The 17,934-nt window shown below is 52.8% G+C and carries 10 protein-coding genes; 5 read left to right on the top strand and 5 right to left on the bottom strand.

What is annotated here, in order from left to right; genetic code table 11:
* Positions 1 to 18 precede the first annotated feature (18 nt).
* The 5 genes from B9Y77_RS01245 to B9Y77_RS01225 all read left to right on the top strand — a co-directional run bounded on the left by B9Y77_RS01245 (position 19) and on the right by B9Y77_RS01225 (position 9,782).
* Positions 19 to 1,200, top strand: coding sequence for a hypothetical protein (locus B9Y77_RS01245; RefSeq protein ID WP_085490163.1), 1,182 nt, complete (start codon positions 19 to 21; stop codon positions 1,198 to 1,200).
* A gap of 215 nt (positions 1,201 to 1,415) precedes the next feature.
* Complete coding sequence (locus B9Y77_RS01240) at positions 1,416 to 3,689, top strand: aconitate hydratase (protein WP_085490162.1); 2,274 nt, start codon at positions 1,416 to 1,418, stop codon at positions 3,687 to 3,689.
* 156 nt (positions 3,690 to 3,845) lie between these two features.
* Positions 3,846 to 5,531 (top strand): sodium-dependent transporter, encoded by a 1,686-nt coding sequence (locus B9Y77_RS01235; protein ID WP_085490161.1) that lies wholly within the window; start codon positions 3,846 to 3,848, stop codon positions 5,529 to 5,531.
* A gap of 321 nt (positions 5,532 to 5,852) precedes the next feature.
* A complete protein-coding gene (locus B9Y77_RS01230; RefSeq protein ID WP_254899876.1) occupies positions 5,853 to 9,188 on the top strand; it encodes an MFS transporter in 3,336 nt (1,111 codons plus the stop codon).
* 126 nt (positions 9,189 to 9,314) lie between these two features.
* The gene (locus tag B9Y77_RS01225) at positions 9,315 to 9,782 is read left to right on the top strand and encodes a RidA family protein (protein ID WP_073424463.1); all 468 of its coding nucleotides are present in this window, start codon (positions 9,315 to 9,317) and stop codon (positions 9,780 to 9,782) included.
* Here B9Y77_RS01225 and B9Y77_RS01220 read toward each other — a convergent pair whose 3' ends face one another.
* The 5 genes from B9Y77_RS01220 to rapA form a co-directional block, all read right to left on the bottom strand.
* The gene (locus tag B9Y77_RS01220) at positions 9,783 to 10,265 is read right to left on the bottom strand and encodes an HD domain-containing protein (protein WP_244536562.1); all 483 of its coding nucleotides are present in this window, start codon (positions 10,263 to 10,265) and stop codon (positions 9,783 to 9,785) included.
* A gap of 106 nt (positions 10,266 to 10,371) precedes the next feature.
* The gene (gene mutS, locus B9Y77_RS01215; RefSeq protein WP_085490159.1) at positions 10,372 to 13,011 is read right to left on the bottom strand and encodes a DNA mismatch repair protein MutS; all 2,640 of its coding nucleotides are present in this window, start codon (positions 13,009 to 13,011) and stop codon (positions 10,372 to 10,374) included.
* On the bottom strand, positions 13,011 to 13,715 hold the full coding sequence (gene scpB / locus B9Y77_RS01210) for an SMC-Scp complex subunit ScpB (protein WP_012820032.1): 705 nt from the start codon (positions 13,713 to 13,715) through the stop codon (positions 13,011 to 13,013). Before scpB ends, mutS begins: the two co-directional genes overlap by 1 nt.
* 41 nt (positions 13,716 to 13,756) lie before the next feature.
* Positions 13,757 to 14,896: a glutamate 5-kinase gene (proB, locus tag B9Y77_RS01205; RefSeq protein WP_012820033.1), complete on the bottom strand. Its 1,140-nt coding sequence runs from the start codon at positions 14,894 to 14,896 to the stop codon at positions 13,757 to 13,759.
* A gap of 29 nt (positions 14,897 to 14,925) precedes the next feature.
* The gene (gene rapA / locus B9Y77_RS01200; protein ID WP_085490158.1) at positions 14,926 to 17,916 is read right to left on the bottom strand and encodes an RNA polymerase-associated protein RapA; all 2,991 of its coding nucleotides are present in this window, start codon (positions 17,914 to 17,916) and stop codon (positions 14,926 to 14,928) included.
* Between the last annotated feature and the right edge of the window lie 18 nt (positions 17,917 to 17,934).

The raw sequence follows: 17,934 nt of genomic DNA, 5'->3' as shown, positions 1-17,934 counted from the left end.
CCCCCGGCAGCATCTTACATGGACAGCTACAAAAGCGACAATGCCGTAAACAGCATTGCATTTTCTTATTATGCAGGACAACTCGATAACGGCAACCACGAAAGAAACAGCTACAGCCATAAAAGCCATGCCGAATGGTGGGGCGACGCAACATTTGCAAGATACATCAGCGGAGGCTATTTCACCTTCGGGTTTGGACTCCAGACATTTACGCCCTTTTTGCAAGGCGGTTTTGTCTCGCCTTACTTTGGCTTGACGGGATGGGCAAATACACATGGCTTATTTTGGGCACCACTCAGCAAAACAGAAGACAAAATGTTCTTCGCTAATTACACTGGAGGAGGCATGCTTATCGAACAAATTCCTATCAACAATACATGGAAAATTGGATTCACAGAACACATTTCTAGAAACGGCAGAGAACTTTATTATGTCGATGAAGAAGGAACGAAAATAGACCGTTATCCAAGACCTCGCCCCAAATTTTATACCGAAGTTGGCGGAGGAATTTACACCACCCGTCCCATTGGCGAAAAAGCAAAAATATCGTTAGAATTCCGCTATGGTCGCGACATTGATGAAAAGCGAAACCGCTTTGCCTTTACTGTCGATTTATGGGGATTTTCAGGAGCAATACCAATTGGCGGAAATGATGACATAAGAAAAGAGGCAAACAAGAACACAGAAAAAATGAAAACCTTAAAAACAACTTTGGCCGATACAAATTCGTTCCATACGATAAAACGCCATTGGTTTCATGTAGCAGGCAGTTCACAAACAATTTCCACAATTTTCCGCCCAAACGATTCGATTATTGCAGTAACTTCCAAAGGAATTTGCTATAACGAAGAGAGCAACACAGTATGGCTAAAGCAAGATTACGGCAAAATGTTGTATCAAATTTCAGTTGATTCGCTGGATTACTGTCAACAGATGGAACGAAAGAATCTTCTTGGGTCGTCCATACTTGAAGGAGTCTTATTGTCTTTAGTCGGAATTCAGGTTACAGCAAATCCTTTAGCAGGCCTTGCAATCGGAGTCGGTTCTGGAATCGGCTTTTGGGCTGCCATGAACTTCGGTCTTGATCCAGAAGAAATCGAACCTAAAATCTATCCGGAAATCTGTTCCGAAAAGCACACCAAAGAGCAAATTATAGAGTGGCTCAAGCAATACCCTTGTAGCGGAGAACTGAAAGAATAAAGCTTTCATTCCGAGGGCGTTGCGGGGGTGGCCCCCGCTGTGGGGGTCGTGTAAGACTTGCCCTAGACCCATTCGACTCCGTGCTTTGCACTCCGCTCAAGGTGACACAATGTACGCACGGAATGACACAGGGCAAGGCTGGAGCGAGGGGGAACCCTCCCCCCTTTTTATGCTAAAATTTCTATCTTTTTTGTCGTTAAATTCATGAGGTAACTATGCTTTTTAATTTCGACATGATCCAGGCCACATACGCTCGCATTCCTGCACGCGTCGCTGTTGCCCGCAAGCAGCTTGGCCGCCCGCTCACTCTCGCCGAGAAGATTCTCTACAGCCACCTGATCGATGGCGCAGAAAACAGAACCTACAAGCGCGGCGCTGATTTTGCCGAATTCCACCCGGACCGCGTGGCCATGCAAGACGCAACTGCCCAGATGGCCCTCCTCCAGTTCACGACTGCAGGCAAGTCCCGCGTGGCTGTGCCGAGTTCCGTGCACTGCGACCACTTGATTATCGCTCGCGAAGGTGTCGAAAAGGACCTCCCCCGCGCCAAGGAAGAAAGCAAGGAAGTGTACGACTTCTTGCAGTCCGTCTCTGCCAAGTACGGCATTGACTGCTGGCTCCCGGGTGCAGGCATCATCCACCAGGTGGTGCTCGAAAACTATGCCTTCCCAGGCGGAATGATGATTGGTACCGACTCCCACACCGTGAACGCCGGCGGCCTCGGCATGCTCGCGATTGGCGTGGGCGGTGCAGACGCCGTGGATGCCATGGTCGGCCTCCCGTGGGAACTCAAGTACCCGAAGATGATCGGCGTGAAGCTCACCGGCAAGCTCCAGGGCTTCGCTACCGCCAAGGACATCATCCTCAAGCTCGCAGGCATCCTCACCGTTAAGGGTGGCACCAACGCCATTATCGAATACTTTGGCGAAGGCGCTCGCAGCCTCTCCGCTACCGGCAAGGCAACAATTGCCAACATGGGTGCCGAAGTGGGCGCAACCTGCTCCACCTTCAGCTACGACGATTCCATGAACCGTTACCTCCGCGCTACTGGCCGTGCCGACGTCGCTGACGCCGCCGACAAGATTGCCGCCGACCTCAAGGCCGACCCGGAAGTTGAAGCCGAACCGGAAAAGTATTTTGACCGCGTTGTGGAAATTGACCTGAGCACGCTCGTGCCGCACTTCAACGGCCCGTTCAGCCCGGACCGCGCCTACGCCGTGACCGACATGGCAGAATCCCTCAAGGCTACCGAAACGAAGCCGGAATCTACGCCGGTCGTGAGTGCCGCCCTCATCGGTTCTTGCACGAACTCCAGCTACGAAGACCTCTACATGGCAGCCAACATGATCAAGCAGGCTCTCGCCAAGGGTCTTTCCCCGAAGTGCCCGCTCCTCATCAACCCGGGTTCCGAACAAGTTCGCTACACTGCTGAACGCGATGGTCTCATCGACTTGTTCAAGCAGTTCGGTGCAACAATCATGACAAACGCTTGCGGTCCTTGCATTGGCCGCTGGGACCGCGCCGGTGCCGACAAGAAGGAACTCAACACCATCGTCCACAGCTTTAACCGCAACTTCGCCAAGCGCGCTGACGGCAACCCGAACACGCACGCTTTCGTTGCCTCCCCGCTCATGGCTGTGATCGCCGCCCTCTCTGGCGACATCCGCTTCAACCCGATGACCGACACCCTCGTGAACAACGAAGGCAAGGCCGTGAAGCTCGACCCGCCGGAACAGTGCGAACTCCCGCCGAAGGGCTTCGACGTGAAGGACGCTGGCTACCAGGCTCCGGCTGCTGACGGCTCCAACATCACCGTTTCCATCAACCCGACAAGCAAGCGCCTCCAGGCTCTCGCCCCGTTCGCGGCTTGGGACGGCAAGGACATCGCGGGCGCCCCGCTCCTCATCAAGGCGAAGGGCAAGTGCACCACCGACCACATTTCTATGGCTGGTCCGTGGCTCAACTACCGCGGTCACCTCGAAAACATTTCGAACAACATGCTCATCGGCGCTGTGAATGCCTTCAATGGCGAAACGAACAAGGTTCTCTGCCAGTGCGGTAGCTACAAGGAAGTTCCGGAACTTGCCAAGATTTACAAGGCCAAGGGCACGGGCTCTATCGTGATCGGTGACGAAAACTACGGTGAAGGTTCCAGCCGCGAACATGCCGCCATGGAACCGCGCTTCCTCGGCGTGAAGGCCGTGATCGTGAAGAGCTTCGCCCGCATTCACGAAACGAACCTCAAGAAGCAGGGCATGCTCGCCCTCACCTTCAAGAACGCCGCCGACTACGACAAGATCCAGGAACAGGACGTGTTCGACATCGTTGGCCTCACCAAGTTCGCTCCGGGTTCCGAGTTCACGCTCGTTGCCCACCACAAGGATGGCTCTGTGGATAACATCGCCCTCAGCCACACCTACAACGAACAGCAGTGGGCATGGTTCAAGGCAGGCTCCGCCCTCAACTTGATCCGCGCGAACAATAAGTAAGCGCATATCGCCATTAACCAAAGCGCAGACTCATCCGGGCCTGCGCTTTTTTTTATCCCCCCACACGTAACATTTTTCAAAGTTGCCATTTTTCGAGGAATAACTAAATTTAACACGATATTCACTGAGCTTCGGCTCAAATTTTAGGAAAAGAACATGGCAAATAATCGTGAAAACTGGGGTTCCAAACTCGGGGTCATCCTCGCAGTCGCTGGTTCCGCAGTCGGTCTTGGCAATTTTCTTCGATTCCCTGTGCAGGCGGCTACCAATGGCGGCGGCGCATTCATCATCCCCTACCTCATTGCGTTTGTGTTCCTCGGGATTCCGCTCGCCTGGATTGAATGGACGCTTGGCCGTTACGCAGGCTACCACAATTACGGCACCTCCCCAAGCACGTACCACGTGATTTTCCAAAAGAAAAAGAAGTGGGCAAAGTACCTGGGCTCGCTCGGACTCCTCCCGCCGATTTTCATCATTTTCTACTACGGATTTATCCAGTCCTGGATTTTGGCATTCGCATTCTACTCGGCAACAGGCACGTTGATGGACGTTGTCGCGCAGGGGCCGGAAAAAATGACGGAATTCTTCGGCAATTACATTATGCTCAAGACTTGCGTCGGAGGCATCCCGGTCGCCATCATCTTCTTCCTCATTACATTTATCGCGAACATGATTGTGCTTTCGTTCGGTGTGCGCAAGGGCATTGAACGCGCCAACAAGATTTGCATGCCGATCCTCTTGATTTTGGGCCTTGTGCTTGTGGTCCGCGTGCTCACGCTCCCAGGCATCGGCAAGGGACTTGCCTTCATGTGGAACCCAGATTTCTCGGAGCTCGCTAGCCCGAAGGTATGGATGGCCGCTGCAGGCCAGGTGTTCTTCACGATGAGCCTCGGTATGGCCATCATCTTCTGCTACGCAAGCTACCTCAAGCCAAAGGAAGACCTCGTGCTTTCTTCGCTCACGGCAAGCGCAACGAACGGATTTGCCGAAGTGATTATTGGTGGTACGGTCGTGATCCCGATGGCAGTGCTTATCGCAGGCGCAAACATCGAAGAATGCGCCAAGCTCGGCACGTTCGGTCTTGGATTCCAGACGATGCCTTACGTTTTCGGAACGCTCCCGTTCGGTGGCGTGCTTCAGACGGTTTGGTTCACGATGCTCTTCTTTGCAGGCATCACGAGCGCCATTTCCATCATCCAGCCGCTCATCAGCTTCTGCGAAGACGACCTCAAGTTTACGCGTAAAAAGTCCGTCACGACGGTCAGCACGATTACCTTTATCGGTAGCCTCACCGCTATTTTCGGCCTCGCCGCAGGCACCGTCGATGAACTCGACTTCTGGGGCGGTACGTACCTCATCGTGTTCGTGGGCATGATCCAGGCCGTTCTCTTTAGCCTCGTGCTCGGACGCCGCAACGCCAAGAAAGCCCAGGAAAATGGCGACCTCCCAACCGAAGTGGTTGTGGAACCGGGCGAAAATGAAGCTTTTGCCACCATGAACGATGGCTCGCTTCTCAAGCTCCCGCGCTTCCTCCGCCCAATTATTCTTTACGTCTGCCCGATTTACCTGATTGTGCTCTTAGTTTCGTTCACACTCACGGACGGTCTCCCGTTCATCACGCTTAGCAACGTGGACCCGAACGCAACGGTCACATTCCTCGGACACACGTTCCCGCAAATCGGATTCACGTGGGCATTCCGCGGATTCTTGCTCGTGCTTTTCTTGCTTTTGAACCTCGCCATCGCCTATGCCTGGCGCAAGGGTGGTCCCGCAGAAAAGGGCCGCAGCAAGAGCATCAAGAAGATGGAAATCGGTAACTCTGACGAAAACATGGAGGGCTAAAAAATGGACGCTGAATTCACTACAGGCGGACTCGTTTTCATGATTTGCGCTTGGGGCGCCATCATCGGGCTCTGCGCATTCTGCTTCTATAAAGTGTTTAAGAAGTAGTTGTTAGTCAATAGTCTTTAGTCAATGGTCATCAGCCATTGGTCGTTAGTATCATGCCCGCCACCGCGCGGGCATCGCTTTTTTTACCCCCTCTAATCATTACTATATTTACCTCGCATTTTTGAACAATTTTTATACTAAACAACCTATATGAAACGTACTACTTGCCCTGGCGAAGTTCCCTATTACATAGCTGTATTTTTAACATCTTTTATGCAACTGGGTTTATTCATCCACTTCCAAAGATGGATAACCTTCAACTCCGAGGGTGCACGGTTTTTCTGGCTGAGCCTTCTACTTCAGTTCGCCATGTTCTCGCCGAGCATCATCATGATGCATGTGGCAAGTTACTTCGCCGGCCGTTTCCCCAAGAGCAAAGTCATGGGTTGGACCTCCATCGGCATGGCAATCTCCGTTTTGCTCATCGCATTCTTCTTTGGCGATAGACTCGACTTTGGCGCATTTGCATTCCTGTTCCTGTACGGCATTTTCCTCTCGATTTTCAATCCGGCAAAAATCGGCCTCATGAAAGAAATCACCGACGGGAACGACCTCGTGAAAATCAACGCCAAGCACTTGATTTTCATGGCGCTCGGTATCACAATTATATCCTTCCTCACGTTTGACTACAGTCCGAACGACAGCTCGACCATTAGCTACTCGCTCCTCCCATTCATCCTCTCCGCTGTTGGACTTTTCGCTGCAATTTCGTCGTTCTGCATTCGCATCTGCAAGCAGAACAAGTTCGTGAAGCTTCGCTCCCCCATGCGCAATTTCTCTTCGACCTGGTCGAACCCGATGCTCAAGCTCTCGATGCTCGGTATTGCCGCTTTCTGGAGCGTGACGCAGTTCCTCATCATGATTTCGCAGAACATGACGGGCACGCAAAGCACGACACTTTTCCAGTGGACGTTCATCTTCACCGGAATCGGTTACGTCATTGGCGCTATCAGCGCAGCCAAGTCCTCCAAGAACTTCGTGGAAACAGGCCTTATCCCGCTTGCCGCCATTGCGTCTTCCATCACGATGATTATAACGCCATTCATCAATAACCAGTACGTCCTTGCGTTCCTCTACGCATTCATCGCCTTCTGGGCAGGCTCCGCATTCGTCATCCTCCGCACGGTCATCCAAAACGTCACACGCCCAGACACATCTGGCCGCATCCACGCCGTTTCGTTCATGATTCAGATGAGCTTCCTGTTCATCTTGCTCGGCTTCCAAGTCATCCTCTTCCTCATGACCGAACTCAGCCTCCACAAGCAGATGTTCTTCCTCGCCGTAATCCTCGCCCTCACGTTCGTGTTCACGCTCAAGCGCACCCCGATGACGCTCCTCCGCGCCGGGCTCCGCTTTGCATTCTCATACGTGTTCCGCTATAAGGTCAAGGTCCACGGCATCCAGAACATGCCCGAATCCGGCCCGCTCCTTTTGGTGGGTCCGCACTTTAGCTTCATCGACTGGGCCGTGCTCCAGATGGCCTCTCCGCGCACGCTCCTCATCGCAAGCAACAGGAACACGTTTGCAGATTGGTACTTGCGCTGGTTCTCTCACGGCAAGTCGGTCATCAACATCAACCGCCGCGACCCCAGCGAAGCCATGGAAAAAATCCACGAGGCGCTATTGAAGGGCGAAGCGGTGGTCATCTTCCCCGAAGGCGAAGTTTCCAAGACGCCATTTGTTTCCAAGTTCTCGCTCGACTACAGCAAGGCAATTGAAGGCACTAACGCTCAGCTCGTCCCGTTCTACATACAAGGTCTCTGGGGCAGCCGCTACAGCCACGCCTCCGAATGCGTGAACCGTCCGCAGTATTTCAACCGCGTCATCAGCGTAGGCTTTGGCAAGGCCATGCCCGCCACCACGCCCGAAAACGTCATCCGCAAGGATCTGCAAAACTTGGGCACGGATATTTGGAACATGGCTATGGACCATTCCGCAAGTATCATTCCGCTCTGGTACCGCGCCATGCGCAAGCGCCGCTCCCGCCCAATCTTGATTGACCCTGCCGGCCGCCACGTGAACGGCTACGAGATGATTCGCCTCTGCCACTACTTCGGCAAAAAAATCAAGTCGCTCACCAAGAATGACCAAAATGTAGGCTTCATGCTCCCCACAAGCCGCGACGCAGCCCTCGGCATTATGTCCATCCTCGGTTGCGGAAAGACGACGGTCAACTTGAACTACACCTCGCCCGTCGACACGCTTATCGGCTGCATTGACAAGGCTGAACTTTCGACAATTGTCACGTCCCGAGCCTTCTTTGACAAGCTCTGCGGCAAGAACCCGGACTTCAAGCAGCTTGCCGAAAAATGCCAGATGTTCTACATCGACGAAGAAGAACAGAAAATCAGTACCTTCTGCCGCCTGCTCGAATCGTTCATCGTCCTTACATTCCCCAAGAAGCTTTTGAGAGATTTCTGGTTCACCACATCTAAGTTAACCGATGATGCCGTTATCTTGTTCAGTTCCGGTTCTGAAGGTACGCCGAAAGGTGTAGAACTCACGCACAAGAACGTGATTTCCAACGCCCAGCAAGGAGACCACGTCATCAGGCTTTGCCGCACCGACGTGATGACTTCCCTCCTCCCGCTCTTCCACTCGTTCGGCTTTACGATGACGTTCATGATGCCGCTTTTGGACGGTGTACCGATGGTGCTCTGTCCCGACCCAACTGACATCAAGACGCTTGCTCGCGTGTGCGCCGAATACAAGGCAACCATCCTCATGGGCACCCCGACGTTCCTCCGCGCCATCGCCATCAACCGCTGGGTACACCCGATGTGCCTCGACTCTTTGCGCTACGTGATTGCCGGTGCAGAAAAGCTCCGCCCCGAAATGCGCGAGACCTTCAAGCTCAAGTTCGGCAAGGACATCTACGAAGGCTACGGCTGTACGGAACTCACGCCGCTTGCCACGCTCAATGCTCCGAACGTTTTGCTGGATGACTTCTTGACGATGGAAAAGTGCTGCGACCACTCGAGCATCGGCATGGTTGTCCCTGGTTCAACAGGCGCCATTATTAACCCCGAGACAAACGAATTCTTGGCTCCGGGTGAAGAAGGCATGCTCGTCATCACAGGCCCGCAAGTGATGAAGGGTTACCTCCGCGATGAAGCTAAAACTGATGCCGTCATTTTTGAAGTGGATGGTCGCCGCTGGTACAAGACCGGAGACAAGTGTACCATCACCGAAGACGGCTTCGTCAAGATTCTCGGCCGCTACAGCCGCTTTGCAAAACTCGGCGGCGAAATGATTTCGCTCACTGCTGTGGAACTCCGCATTGCAGAAACGGGCATCATGGGCGACCACGAATTCGCCATCACCGCCGTTCCAGATTCTGTGAAGGGCGAACGCATCGTGCTCCTCGTCAAGGGCGACGCAACGCTCGACACCGAAGAAATTTCGAGAAGCCTCCGCAAGTCAGGCATCCCGCCACTCATGCAGCCGGGTTCCGTGTTCTGCGTTGAAGCCATCCCGAAGCTCGGAAGCGGCAAGTGGGACTTCAACGGAATGAAGAAGCTCGCCACGGAATTAGTCGAGAAGAAGTAATCGCCACTAATAGCCTTAAAATATACCCGCACACAAAAACGTGTGCGGGTTTTAATTAGCGAGACATAAACGCTCCAAACGCATCTCAATTATTGTATATTAAAGGCGCAAAAACAAGGAGATTACATGAGTCAAATTGTCTCTAAATTCCAAGAATTGGGGCTGACGCTCCCCGCCTGCCCCGCACCAGTTGCCGCTTATGTCCCGGCAACGCGCTTTGGCGATACGATTATTGTTTCTGGGCAGTTGCCGTCTGTAAAGGGCGACTTTTCCGCTTTTACAGGCGTCGTCCCGAACCAGATTTCTGTGGAAAAAGCTAAGGAAGCCGCACAGATTTGCTTCTTGAACAACATTGCCGCCGCCCTTACGCAGTTGAAAGCCGGCGAAACACTCCGCCTCGTTCAGATCCAGGGTTTTGTGCAATCCGCAAACGATTTCCACGACCAGCCGATTGTACTGAATGGCGCTAGCGAACTCGCTGTACAGATTCTCGGAGAAAATGGAAAGCACGCCCGTACGGCAGTCGGCGTTTCGACACTCCCGAAGAATGTCGCCGTCGAAATCAGCTGCACGTTCCAGGCAATTAAGGAATAATTAAAGCACCAATTTGCGGATCCACTCGCGCATGTGGAATACGGAATAGCCCGAAGTGAGAGACTTCTGGGCTATTTTTGCACCCCATTCCGTCGCCATCTTTTGGGGATTCAGCGGGAACCCGACACGGCCCAAATCCAGACGGTCCGCATCAAAGCACGTGTCTATCGTAACAATTCCTGTACGCGGCTGAATCGTGTGGAGGCGGCAAGCATCATAGAGCCAGCCAAAGCGCTCATCGTCCAGCTCAAAGCGCTTTTCTTCACGACAGCGCTGTGCAAATTCTGCGCCGCGTGCACCATGTTCACGGTCGTACGCATCATCCAAACGCTGCGAGTCGTGGAAAATCGCAAACAAGCGCACTACGTCAATGTCGGCGCCAGTCTTTTTCGCCAGGAGGAGCCCATTGTACTCCACCTGATGCCAATGCTCAATGCCATGAACCTCGGACTCGTAGAGCCGATTTTCAAAAGCAAAGTTCATTAAAGCCGCGAAATCAATCATATTTTAGTTGTTAGTTCTTAGTCATTAGTCAGTAGTTTTATTATTGCAGTTTCGCTGCATTTATCTAAAGACCATTGACTAATTTCTATTTCCCGTAATTTTCCTTCAGGTCCATGAGGCGTTGCAGCGCTTGCATCGGGGTCATTTCCTCGGGCTTGAGCCTGCGAATTTCATCCTTGAGCAAGAGCGTGTTCTCGTCTGGCGGTGCAAACAAGTCCATCTGCGGCTGCGCCTTGATTTTTTTGTTTTGCGCCTCGTCGCTCGGGTCAATCTTCTGCTTTTCCAAACGGAGCAAAATCTTGCGAGCTCGGCGCACCACGTTAGGTGGGAGCCCCGCCATCTCAGCGACGTGAATACCATAGCTTGAATCGCAAGCGCCTTCTAGAATCTTATGCAAGAACGTGAGCTTGTCGCCCTTTTCCTGCACGGCAACCTGGAAGTTCCCGGCGTGTTCCAGCGATTCCACAAGCCCCGTCAATTCGTGATAGTGCGTTGCAAACAGCGTGAGCGCCATGCGGGCAGGCTCGCTGTGGAGCGTCTCGACAATCGCCCACGCAATCGAGAGGCCGTCAAACGTACTCGTACCGCGACCGATTTCATCGAGCAGCACAAGGCTATGCGGCGTCGCATTGCGGAGGATATTCGCCGTTTCGATCATCTCGACCATGAACGTACTGAGGCCACGGCTCAAGCGGTCGCTAGCGCCCACACGCGTAAAGATGCGGTCCACCACGCCAATGCGCGCACTTTCAGCCGGCACAAAGCAGCCAATCTGCGCCATGAGCACAATAAGCCCCGTCTGGCGCAAGTACGTCGATTTACCGGCCATGTTCGGACCTGTAATGAGCATCAGTCGCGTACCGTCCGGCGAGAGCGTAACATCGTTCGGGACAAAGTTCAAATCGGGGTTCACCGCAACAATCACCGGATGGAAACCGCCACGAATTTCAATACCCGTCCCTTCAAAAACTTCCGGGCAAACGTAATTGTACTTGCGGGCCGCGCGGGCAAAGCTGTACAAGCTATCGACTCGGGCAATCGCATCGGCAATGCCCTGGAGTTCGGCACGCCAGCTGTTCACGCGTTCGCGAAGTTCGCAGAAAATCTTGTATTCTAGCGCATGGATGTTGACTTCAGCATTGCTGATGACGGATTCGCATTCCTTCATCTCAGGCGTGATATAGCGTTCGCCGTTCACCGTTGTCTGCTTGCGGATGTACTCGTCCGGAATCGGCTGCGTGGCCTTAGCCATCTGCGCCTTCGTGATTTCGATGTAGTAACCGAACACGCGGTTGTAACCGACCTTCAATGACGGGATTCCGAGGCGTTCGCGTTCACGTCCTTCCAACGAAGCAATCCATTCACGGCGTTCCTTGATGTCCTCGTTCATCGCATCAAGTTCTGAACTTGCACCCGGGCGGATCATACCGCCTTCGCGCACGGTCATCGGCAAGTCATCATTGAAGTACTTGAGCAAGTCTTCGCCACGGCCCTTTGCTGCATTCAACGTTTCGCGTAGACCTTCAAAAAGCGGCGCATGCAAGCCTTCCAAAACGTCAGCGACCTTTGATGCCTGCGAAAGAGAACGTCCCATTCCCGCGAGGTCACGCGCATTTGCACGACCGCTACCGACACGGCCCATCAAGCGCTCCATATCGAGAATCGACGTCAAGGATTCCTTGAGTTCATCAAGCGCCACAGGATTCTGGACAAGTTCGCCCACCGCTTCTTCGCGTTCTCGGATGCGGTCCACAGCAATCAACGGATGGCTCACCCAGTCCTTGAGCGTACGCCCACCCATTGCCGTCACCGTAAAGTCAAGTACCGAGCAAAGCGTGCTGGAATAATCGTCAGCATTCAGCGGACGAACGAGTTCCAAATTGCGAAGCGTGCTCGGATCGAGCGTCATGTAATCGTCCAGATTCAAAATCTCGAGCGTCGTAAAGTGCGACAGTTCGGACTTTTTCTGGTTGATCAAATATTGGAGCAAAGCACCCGTCACGGACGTTTCAAAAACGCGGCCATCCAAGCCAAGGCCATCGAGCGCTTCGACCTTGAAGTGCGTAAAGAGCACATCCTTTGCCTGGTCTTCTGCAAACAAAATCGCCGGGAGTTCAGTGACCAAGACGTTTTCGGCCTTGATCAAGTCCATAATCGCAGATGGAATCGTCGTCCCTTCGGGAATCACGATTTCCTTGGGCATGCGACGGCTGAATTCGCATTCGAAAGCCTGCACACTGCTACGGCACGTCGCCAAATAACCCGTCGTCACATCAGCAATCGCAAACGCAGCCACATCTCCGTTTCCGCCCTTGCCATCATCACTTGTCGCAGGCACATAAGCGCAAAGGTAATTCGCCTCTTTCGCATTGAGGTTTTCTTCGTTCATCGCCGTGCCGGCGCTGATGATTTCAACAATGTCGCGCTTGACAATGCCCTTTGCAAGTTTCGGGTCTTCGACCTGTTCGCAAATGGCGATGCGGTAGCCGGCAGCCACCATCTTTGGCACATAGCGTTCGGCAGCGTGGTGCGGGAACCCGCACAAAGGCGTTGCACCGGAGGCACCGTTATTGCGGCTCGTGAGCGTTAAACCTAAAATTTTCGAGGCGATTACAGCGTCATCTTCAAAAAGCTCAAAGAAGTCGCCCATGCGGAAAAACAAAATGCAGCCAGGATTTTCTTTCTTGATTTCGTAATATTGCTGCATCAACGGAGTAACGGCCATTAAGCATCTCCCATAGACAATTCAATCTGATCAGTCGATTCTTCGAGCGGAGTCGGTTCTTCCGGAGCGTTATCAGGCTTGGAGTACTGCGGCACCAAAGCGCCCGCTTCCAAAAGTTCACTGAATTCGCGCAAACGCGGCAAGTCTTCTGGAATGCGATTGATACCAAAGTATTTCAAAAATTCCTGCGTGGTCACGTAAGTATAAGGGTTACCAACAGTTTCGGCTCTTGCACCCAAAGTAATAAAGCCTTTGTCAAGCAAGTTACGGATCGGACCATCCGCAGACGAAACGCCACGAACCTGTTCAATCGCGGCCTTTGTAATCGGCTGCTGATAAGCAATCACGGCAAGCGTTTCAAGAGCCGCCTGGCTAAGCCTGCGGGCATTTGCTTCCGGGAAGAGCTTGCGCACCCACGGATAATACTTTGCACGTGTTCTAAAGCGGTAACCGCCCGCCTGTTCCACAATTTCAAACGGAGACTGAATCTTGTTCAAAGAATCGTTCGCGGTAATGAGCGCATCCGCCACAGAACGAGCATCCAAAAAATCGCCGAGAATTTCGCGAAGCTTCTTGAGCGTCACGACATCCGGAGACGCAAAGACGAGCGCCTGTATAATACGAGCCAGGTCTTCCCTACTTTCAACTTTCGGGAGTTCCGCCGATTCTTCGGCCAGTTCTTCGACATTCTGATCTTCAGCCATACGTTTGATCCTTTTGTCTAAAGCGGTCTAAAGTCACCTAATTAGAATACAACCAAGTCGTTCTTGTGGATAAGTTCATCCGGAACATTCTTGCCCAAGATTTCGTGCACTTGGGCAGTCTTCTTGCGGAGCACAAGCTTGAGCGTTTCGCTATCAAAACCAGCGACACCGCGCGCCACAGGATTCTTCTTTTCGTCCTGGACTTCAATCAAGTCGCCCTTGTCAAAATGCTTCTGTACCGCAATCACGCCAACCGGCAACAAGCTCGAATGATTTTCACGCAAAGCCTTCACGCCACCTTCATCGACAATCACGCTTCCACGCGGCGTCGTAATGAAACTCAGCCAGCGCTGACGGCTATTGAGTTTTTTCTTGGAGCCTGCGAACAAAGTTCCTGTTGCATTTTCAAAGAACACCTGATGCGGGAGGACCTTCATACCGCTAGCGAGGAATGCATTCGCGCCACTCTTCGTCACATTGCGAATGGCTTCGAGCTTGCTCCTCATGCCGCCAGTACTGACAGCGGAACCGGCTTCGCCGGGCTTTCCGGCCAAAGCCAAAATCGCAGGCGTGATTTCAGGAACAAAGTTCAACAAGCGAGCGTTCGGATTCTTCTTCGGATTGTCATCGAACAAGCCATCTTCATCCGTAAAGATGAGGAGCAAGTCAGCATCGAGGAACAGCGCCACATCGCTTGAAAGCTTGTCGTTATCGCCCACCTTGATTTCGGCAACGGCCAAGGAGTCGTTCTCGTTAATGATCGGAACAATCTTACGTGCAAGCATTGCTTTGATGGTGTTCTGCAAATTCTTGTAACGCGCGCGGTCGCGGAAGTCTTCTGCAGACAAGAGAATCTGACCGACGGAGAGTTGCACCCAGCGGAACATTTCGCGATAAGCGTACATGAGGTCAATCTGACCCACGGCAGCGCAAGCCTGCTTTTCGGCAAGCACGGTCGGCTTTTGAGCGTAACCCAGTTCAGCCATGCCCGTACCCACAGCGCCACTCGTGACAATGACGACTTCCTTGCCTGCATCCATCAAGCGAGCCACGGAATCCGCTAGCTTCTGGATGTAACGCGTACGAACGCCACCACGCTCGGAATCCACGAGAATGCGAGAACCAATCTTCACCACCACGCGGCGAGCTTCATCTAAAATGTTCTTTCTTAATTCACTCATTTTTCAGTCGTTAGTTATTAGTCAATAGTTTACTTGCACACCACCAAGCGAATGGCATCAAGGCGGAGCTGCGGATTAGCCACAATTTTCTTGCGTTCCTGCACGTTCTTGCGAAGCTGCTTCAAAGCTTCGCTCGTACCCGCCTTGCCACGCATCGAGAGCAAATGGTTCATGCGCTGGTATTCCTGTTCCGAACGCGCTTCCACGGCATTCGCCGCTTCTTCAGCATATTTCTTAGCCTGTTCAGACACAATCAAGCGAGCCTTAGCAAGACCATCCTTAGCAAAGTAACGGAGCGTCATATCGACAGCCGCATTGCCCTGCGGAACACCAACATCCTTGAGCGCCGCATTCGAAAGCGCATCGAAATGTTCGGACATGTTTTCGCCCTTCGCATTCACCAACACCTTGAAATACTTCGGCCCTGCAATATCGGCACAGCCCCATTCTTCGGACACCGGGAGTTCCACAGCAAAGTTGTACTGCATCATGAGCCCACGCAAACCGGAGTTCGGCCAAATGGCACAAGACACCGTTCCACGACCAAAGCTCGTTTCGTAATCGAACACGCCCTGAGCCAGCGGATGGTCCAAGCTGATAAATTCAATATCGTCGTGCGTCATCGCGACATCGCGATCGAACGTGACCGTCATGCAAGTGCCACCGCTCACGCGACCATCGCCGTCACCTTCTCCACTACCTTCGCCACAGAGATCCGTCTGGCTATTCACGCGGCCACCGCCAGCACTCGCCGCAGCCATTGCCAAATCAGGCATGCCCGGCACAGAGCCCGCTTCAACCTGCGGTCCCATCGTAATGAGGAAGCAATCCTGCACAGAGCTCTTTTCAACATCGAGTCCGCGATTCATCAAGGAATCAAACACGAGATTCTTGAGTTCCGGCTCGGCATCAAGTTCACGAATTTCGTCCGTGATTTCCTTTGCCTTTTCAGGATTGCGGGAGTTAAATTCCAGCAAGCGGTCACGGCCGTTTTCGATATGCTTACGCATCTGCTCGCAGTCTTTCTTGACCTGCGGGATGACGTTCTTCACAAAGTTTTCAAGGCTAGCGCGCGGCGTTGCCAAAGCTTCAATCAAGGATTCCGTGTACTTGAGGAAGAGTTCACCACCGCTCATGAGCGGAGCGCCAAACGAATTCAAACCTTCGTTGTACCAGCGGAACATCACTTCCTGGCCAGAGCCCTTCACGTACGGCACGTGGATGATGATGTCCTTGTCCTGACCAATGCGGTCCAAGCGGCCAATACGCTGTTCCACAAGAGCGGCATCAAGCGGCAAGTCGAACAAGACCAAGTGATGCGAGAACTGGAAGTTACGGCCTTCAGAACCAATTTCAGAAGCGATGAGCAAGTTTGCGCCATCGGGCTTGCTGAAGTTTGCCGCAGCCTTGTCACGCGCCATGATGCTCATATCTTCGTGGAACATCACAAACGCACCTTCGCCCAAGAATTCAAGGAGCAAAGTTTCAAGTGCCTGCACCACCTGGATGGATTCGCAAATCAGCAAAACCTTTTCGTTCTTGTATTCCTTGAGGAATCCCTTAAGCCACACAAAGCGTTCGTCCATCGCCCATGCGTCGGAGAACCTCGTGCAGAGGAGGCCATTTTCCTGAATGTCGGTCGATGCTTCCAAGTCGCGGTCGGCAGCGACATCCACCATTTCACGGTAAGCCGGATTCGGTTCGAGCGGAATTTCATCGAGCACACGCTTCGGGAATCCGCCCACGCCCTTACGCGTATTGCGGAACACCACAGAACCCGTACCCATGCCATCGACAATGCGGCGCATCCATTCGCCTGCGGTCATCGACTTTGAATTTTCCTGTTCCAGCCACGGGCGAATTTGCGAGTTCTTCGGAACGCATTCGTACAAGTCGTCCCAGCTCATGTGGTGGTTCGGGTCGGTCGGAAGCTTATTTAAATCTCGCACAAGCTTGAGGTAAGCTTCCTGGTCCTTGATAAAATCGTTATAGTCTGCAAAGCGCACCGGGTCGAGCATCTTGAGACGGTTGAACTGCGATTCCGGATGGAGCTGCAAGGGCGTACCGGTCAAAAGCAAAACACCCTTAGAGCGACCAATCACCCTATTTGCGAGCATGTACTCGTGGCTCGTAAAACCATCCTCGCACACCAGATGGTGTGCTTCATCGATGATGGTCATATCCCAGTTCGTCTTCAAGAGGTCTTCAATCAATGCAGGCTGAGCCATCAAAAAGTCGATGGACACGATGATGTCATTACTCTGCATGAACGGATTGGGCTTCGTCTCGTCTTTTGCGACACCCACAAACAAGCCACGGATGTAGCCTTCGTCCACCAGCGTAAAGAGCTGGTTGAAACGGCGCTTCATTTCAATCATCCACTGGTGCTTCAGCGTTTCCGGAACAATCACGAGCGTACGCTGGATGCGGCCTCTCGACTTGAGAGCATGCCAAATCATGCCCGCTTCAATCGTCTTACCCAAGCCCACTTCGTCCGAAAGCATAAGCCTCGGGAGCGTCGAGCTAGAGCAGGCACGGTAGCAAAGGTAATACTGATGCGGGATCATGTTCACACGCGGGCCAATCATGCCACGAACCGGCGAAGACGTCCACTTGTAATACATTTCCATCGCATCTTCATGACGCAAAAAATCACGTGACGAGCAAACTTCGTCATCAGCCAAGGCCTTAAACAGCACTGCCGGTCGAGCGGTCGAAATCTTCGAGCTCAGCTCGGATTCCTTCATCTCTTTGCCATTACGCCCGACATAAACCATGATACCCGCATCTTCGCGAACGGAGTCCACCACGAAGGAGACACCTTTTTCGCTCTTGACGGTTTCACCCACTTGCAAAACAAAACGTTCAATCGGAGCTTCATCGGTCCTGTAAATACGAGCTTGACCGATAGACGGGAACAAAATTTTAACAGTACGGCCCTGAACTTCAGATACAATACCAAGCCCCAGGGTAGGTTCGGCTTGGCTTACGTAGCGCTGACCAATTTTAAACATCATCATAACCTGTAAATTTAGGAT

Source organism: Fibrobacter sp. UWB13 (assembly GCF_900177805.1).
Classification (GTDB): domain Bacteria; phylum Fibrobacterota; class Fibrobacteria; order Fibrobacterales; family Fibrobacteraceae; genus Fibrobacter.
The sequence above is the reverse complement of the archived record's forward strand: the minus strand, read 5'-3'. Positions and strand labels throughout refer to the sequence as shown.

Coding starts and splice junctions, on each gene's coding strand:
- B9Y77_RS01220 (WP_244536562.1), bottom strand. CDS start 10,265: ATGAACTTTGCTTTTGAAAATCGGCTCTACGAGTCCGAGGTTCATGGC.
- proB (WP_012820033.1), bottom strand. CDS start 14,896: ATGAGTGAATTAAGAAAGAACATTTTAGATGAAGCTCGCCGCGTGGTG.
- B9Y77_RS01245 (WP_085490163.1), top strand. CDS start 19: ATGGACAGCTACAAAAGCGACAATGCCGTAAACAGCATTGCATTTTCT.
- B9Y77_RS01230 (WP_254899876.1), top strand. CDS start 5,853: ATGCAACTGGGTTTATTCATCCACTTCCAAAGATGGATAACCTTCAAC.
- mutS (WP_085490159.1), bottom strand. CDS start 13,011: ATGGCCGTTACTCCGTTGATGCAGCAATATTACGAAATCAAGAAAGAA.
- B9Y77_RS01240 (WP_085490162.1), top strand. CDS start 1,416: ATGCTTTTTAATTTCGACATGATCCAGGCCACATACGCTCGCATTCCT.
- B9Y77_RS01235 (WP_085490161.1), top strand. CDS start 3,846: ATGGCAAATAATCGTGAAAACTGGGGTTCCAAACTCGGGGTCATCCTC.
- scpB (WP_012820032.1), bottom strand. CDS start 13,715: ATGGCTGAAGATCAGAATGTCGAAGAACTGGCCGAAGAATCGGCGGAA.
- rapA (WP_085490158.1), bottom strand. CDS start 17,916: ATGATGATGTTTAAAATTGGTCAGCGCTACGTAAGCCAAGCCGAACCT.
- B9Y77_RS01225 (WP_073424463.1), top strand. CDS start 9,315: ATGAGTCAAATTGTCTCTAAATTCCAAGAATTGGGGCTGACGCTCCCC.